This window comes from uncultured Sphingomonas sp. (genome assembly GCF_964021865.1).
GTDB lineage: Bacteria > Pseudomonadota > Alphaproteobacteria > Sphingomonadales > Sphingomonadaceae > Sphingomonas.
The window spans coordinates 1-4,859 of sequence record NZ_CAXIAM010000098.1 but is presented as its reverse complement, the minus strand read 5'-3'; the positions used below and the strand labels follow the sequence as shown (position 1 = coordinate 4,859).

The following is a 4,859-nucleotide window of genomic DNA, read 5'->3' as shown; positions in this document are numbered from 1 at the left end:
CGATGATGTTCATCACCTCGGATTCGCCTGCGCGCTCGCGGCGCTTGTCGACGATCGCGAGCGGCGCGTTGTCGAGCCGCTTCGACAGCGCGCGCGCGCGCACCACGCCGCCGACATCGGGCGAGACGACCATCAGGTTCTTTTCGCCGAAGCGCGAGCGGATGTCCGCGCTCATCACCGGCGCGGCGAACAGATTGTCGGTCGGAATGTCGAAGAAGCCCTGGATCTGCCCGGCGTGCAGGTCGACCGACAGCACGCGGTCCGCCCCCGCCGTCGTCACCAGATTGGCGACCAGCTTGGCCGAGATCGGGGTGCGCGGCCCCGGCTTCCGGTCCTGCCGCGCATAGCCGAAATAGGGGAGGACGGCGGTGATGCGCTTGGCCGACGCGCGCTTCAGCGCGTCGATCATGATGAGCAATTCCATCAGATTGTCGTTGACCGGATAGCTGGTCGACTGGACGACGAACACATCCTCGCCGCGGACGTTCTCCATGATCTCGACGAAGATTTCCTCGTCGGCGAAGCGGCGTACCAGCGCCTCGGTCAGCGGCACCTCCAGATAGTCGGAGATCGCGCGCGCCAGCGGCAGGTTGGAATTGCCGGTCATCAATTTCATGGACGAACACCCTTTCGTGCGCGCTCGTTTAGGCGCGGGGGCTGGCGAGGGGAAGGGGGCGCGCGTAAGCGGCTGACCCATGACCGTCATCACCCGCTTCGCGCCGTCCCCGACCGGCACGCTCCACGTCGGCAACATCCGCACCGCGCTCCACAACTGGATGTGGGCGAAGGCGCACGGCGGGCGCTTCCTGCTGCGCATCGACGACACCGACGCGGAGCGCAGCGAGGAACGGTTCGTCGACGCGATCCGGGCCGACCTCGCATGGCTGGGGCTCCACCCGGACGCCGAGGAGCGGCAATCGGCGCGTACCGCCCGCTACGAGGCGGTATTCGACGAGCTGCGCGCCGCCGGGCATATCTACCCGGCCTATGAGACCGCGCAGGAGCTGGACCTCAAGCGCAAGATCCTGCGCGGGCGCGGGCTGCCGCCGGTGTACGATCGCGCCGCGCTGGCGCTCACCGATGCCGAGCGCGCGGCGCTCGAGGCCGACGGCGTGCGTCCGCACTGGCGCTTCCGGCTCGACCATGCGAGCCCGATCGAATGGACCGACCTGATCCGCGGGCCACAGCATTTCGACGCGGCGACGATGAGCGACCCGGTGATCCGCCGCGCCGACGGCTCGTGGCTCTACATGCTGCCCTCGGCGATCGACGATCGCGACATGGGCGTCACGCATGTCGTGCGCGGCGAGGATCATGTCACCAACACCGCGCTGCAATTGCAGATGTTCGCGGCAATGGGCGCGACCCCGCCCGCCTTCGCGCACGAGGCGCTGCTGACCGGCGCGGAAGGCAAATTGTCGAAGCGGCTCGGCAGCCTCGGCGTGGAGGCGCTGCGCGACGAGGGGATCGAGCCCGCTGCGATCGTCGCGCTGCTGGCAAGGCTCGGCACCAGTCAGCCGGTCGAGCCGCATCCCGATCCGACACCGCTGATCGCGGCGTTCGATTTCGCGCAGTTCGGCCGTGCGCCCGCCAAGTTCGACGAACGCGAGCTGGCGCAGGTCAATGCGCGGATCGTCCATCAGCTGCCGTTCGATGTGGTCGCCGATCGTTTGCCCGCCAGGATCGATGCGGCGGTGTGGGAGGCGATCCGTCCCAATCTGGAGACGGTCGCGGGCGCCGCCGACTGGTGGCAGGTGATCGAGGGACCAATCGACGCCCCCGCGCCGGGCGAGGACGCCGACTATCTGGCGCAGGCCGCCGCGGTGGCGCGCGCGATCGACTGGTCCGCCGACCCGTGGCACGCGCTCACCGCCGCGCTCAAGGAGGCGACCGGGCGCAAGGGCAAGCCGCTGTTCCTGCCGTTGCGTCGCGCGCTGACCGGGCGCGATCACGGCCCGGACATGGCCGCGCTGCTCCCGCTGATCGGGCGCGAGCGGGCGATCGCACGACTGGACTCGAACAGCCGCGACTGACGCCCTATATCTCGCGTCATGCGACAGTTCTTCGCCCGTATCTCGCCGGTGCGCGCCACGCGCGATCTGCGTTACTTTCTCCGGACGCGCGAGCGCTACGAGTGGAGTTTTTTCGCGCTGTCGATCGCGGTGACGGCGGTGGTGATCTGGGCGTTCTTCTACGATTCCTATGCCGAGAAGGAATATCACCCCAACATCGTCTACTTCCAGCAGTGGAAGCTCGACCGCACCGATGCGGAGATCGTCGCGCAGCAGAAGATCGACAAGCCGATCCGCGATGCCGAGATCGCCGCGCAAAAGGCGCGCGAGGAAAAGCTGCGCGCCGGGTTCAAGCGGCTCGACGACAAATTGAACGACATGGGCCTCTGATCCATTGACCGACCCCAGGGTGGACGGGGCGCGCTGGATGGCCGCCGCGCTGGCGCTGGCGGGGCGGACGCGCGGGCGGACGACACCGAACCCCAATGTCGGGTGCGTGATCGTCCGTGACGGCCGCGTCGTCGGACGCGGCTGGACCCAACCGGGTGGACGTCCGCACGCCGAGGCGATGGCGCTCGCCGAGGCGGGCGCTGCGGCACACGGCGCGACCGCCTATGTCACGCTGGAGCCGTGCGCGCATGTCAGCCCGCGTGGTCCCGCCTGCGCCGATCTGCTCGCCGCGGCGGGTGTCGCGCGCGTGGTCGCTGCGCTCGGCGACCCCGATCCGCGCACCGATGGCGGCGGTTTCGCGCGGCTCCGTGCGGCGGGGATCGCGGTCGACACCGGTGTGCTCGCCGACGCCGCACGGCGGTCGATGGCGGGTTTCCTCACCCGCCGTGCGCTCGGCCGTCCGCATGTCACGCTCAAGCTCGCGCTGTCGCTCGACGGCGCGGCGGCGCTGGCGGACGGGCGCAGTCGGTGGATCACCGGCCCCGAAGCGCGCGCCCACACCCATCTCGAACGCAGCCGCCATGACGCGATCCTCGTCGGGCGCGGGACGTGGGAGGCGGATCGGCCCCGGCTCGACGTGCGGTTGCCGGGGCTGGAGGATCGCAGCCCGCTGCGCGTGGTGCTCACGGCAAACCCTCCCCTGCAAGGGGAGGTGGCAGCCCAACGGGCTGACGGAGGGGTGATGAGGCTGGAGACGGTTCCGCAAGCGGCGACCCCTGCGTCAGGCCTTCGGCCTGCCACCTCCCCTTGCAGGGGAAAAATAGTCTACATCCCCAACCCTCACGCCATCGCCACGCTCCCCGCCGACCACCTGTTCGTCGAGGGCGGCGCGCAGACCGCCGCCGCCTTCCTGCGCGCCGATCTCGTCGACCGCCTGCTGCTGTATCGCGCGCCGGTCCTGATCGGTGGCGGCCGCACGCTTCCCGACCTCGGTCTTGCCGACCTCGCCGACGCGCACGGCCGCTGGACGCTCGCCGATCAGCGCCAGCTTGGCAGCGACCGGCTCGAAGTCTACGAGCGCGCCTGAAAGGCTTTTCCCATGTTTACCGGCATCGTCACCGACATCGGCACCATCGAAAGCGTGGAGGAACGCGGGGACCGGCGCGTGACGATCGCCACCGCCTACGACACCGCCGCGATCGACCTCGGCGCGTCGATCGCCTGTTCGGGCGTGTGCCTCACGGTGGTCGATACCCGCCCGGGCCATTTCGTCGTCGACGTCTCGGGCGAGACGGTCGCGCGTACCGCCCGCGATCAATGGCAGGCCGGCCGCCGCCTGAACCTTGAGCGCGCGATGAAATTGGGCGACGAACTCGGCGGGCACATCGTCACCGGTCATGTCGACGGCGTCGCCGAGGTGATCGACGTGTCCGCCGACGGAGACTCGCGCCGGATCGGCTTCCGCGTCGATGCCGCGCTTGCGCCATTCCTCGCCACCAAGGGCTCGGTGACGATCGACGGCGTGTCGCTGACCGTCAACGCGGTGCGCGACGAGGGCGACGGCACGCATTTCGCAGTCAATTTGATCCCGCATACGCAGGCGGTCACGACGCTCGGCGCGTTGGAGGCCGGTCGCGCCGTCAACGTCGAGATCGACGTCCTCGCCCGCTATCTGCAACGCATGGAGCATTATCGTGGCCGCTAAGTCCGCCGAACTCGCGCGTTTGCGCCACGGCTATCTGTCGACGCCGGAAGAAATCATCGACGAGGCGCGCAACGGCCGGATGTTCATCCTGGTCGATGACGAGGATCGCGAGAACGAGGGCGATCTCGTCATCCCCGCGCAGATGGCGACGCCCGAGAAGATCAACTTCATGGCGCGTCACGGTCGCGGGCTGATCTGTCTGGCGATGACCAAGGCGCGGGTCGAGGACCTCGGGCTCGACCTGATGAGCCGCAACAACGGTACGCGCCACGAAACCGCCTTCACCGTGTCGATCGAGGCGCGCGAGGGCGTGACGACCGGCATCTCCGCCGCCGACCGCGCGTGCACGATCGCGGTGGCGATCGACTCGACCAAGGACCGCACCGACATCGTCACGCCGGGGCACGTCTTCCCGCTGGTCGCGCGCGACGGCGGCGTGCTGGTGCGCGCCGGCCATACCGAGGCGGCGGTCGACGTCGCGCGGCTCGCCGGGCTCAACCCCTCGGGCGTGATCTGCGAGATCATGAACGAGGACGGCACGATGGCGCGCCTCGACGATCTCGTCTCGTTCGCGCAGCTCCACAATCTCAAGATCGGCACGATCCGCGACCTGATCGCCTATCGCCGTCGCCACGACCATCTGGTCGAACTGGTCAGCGAGGCGCCGTTCACCAGCCGCTGGGGCGGCGACTGGACGGTGCGCGCCTATCGCAACAAGGCGACCGGCACCGAGCAGATCGCGCTGGTCAAGG

6 protein-coding genes are annotated in these 4,859 nt (G+C 69.2%); 5 read left to right on the top strand and 1 reads right to left on the bottom strand.

Annotation, left to right across the window (positions count from 1 at the left end):
* On the bottom strand, window positions 1-616 hold a 616-nt coding region (locus AADI75_RS15970), incomplete at its 3' end, for a ribose-phosphate pyrophosphokinase (RefSeq protein ID WP_341209975.1).
* Between the two features lie 79 nt (window positions 617-695).
* On the opposite strand from AADI75_RS15970, the gene AADI75_RS15965 reads away from it, so the two are divergent.
* The 5 genes from AADI75_RS15965 to ribB all read left to right on the top strand — a co-directional run.
* Window positions 696-2,033 (top strand): glutamate--tRNA ligase, encoded by a 1,338-nt coding sequence (locus tag AADI75_RS15965; RefSeq protein WP_341209974.1) that lies wholly within the window; start codon window positions 696-698, stop codon window positions 2,031-2,033.
* Between the two features lie 18 nt (window positions 2,034-2,051).
* The gene (locus AADI75_RS15960) at window positions 2,052-2,402 is read left to right on the top strand and encodes a hypothetical protein (RefSeq protein WP_341209973.1); all 351 of its coding nucleotides are present in this window, start codon (window positions 2,052-2,054) and stop codon (window positions 2,400-2,402) included.
* 37 nt (window positions 2,403-2,439) lie between these two features.
* Window positions 2,440-3,489, top strand: a complete 1,050-nt coding sequence (gene ribD / locus AADI75_RS15955) for a bifunctional diaminohydroxyphosphoribosylaminopyrimidine deaminase/5-amino-6-(5-phosphoribosylamino)uracil reductase RibD (protein WP_341209972.1) — start codon at window positions 2,440-2,442, stop codon at window positions 3,487-3,489.
* Between the two features lie 12 nt (window positions 3,490-3,501).
* On the top strand, window positions 3,502-4,107 hold the full coding sequence (locus AADI75_RS15950) for a riboflavin synthase (RefSeq protein WP_341209971.1): 606 nt from the start codon (window positions 3,502-3,504) through the stop codon (window positions 4,105-4,107).
* A partial coding sequence (gene ribB / locus AADI75_RS15945; protein WP_341209970.1) for a 3,4-dihydroxy-2-butanone-4-phosphate synthase occupies window positions 4,097-4,859 on the top strand: 763 nt, incomplete at its 3' end. The genes AADI75_RS15950 and ribB, both read left to right, overlap by 11 nt.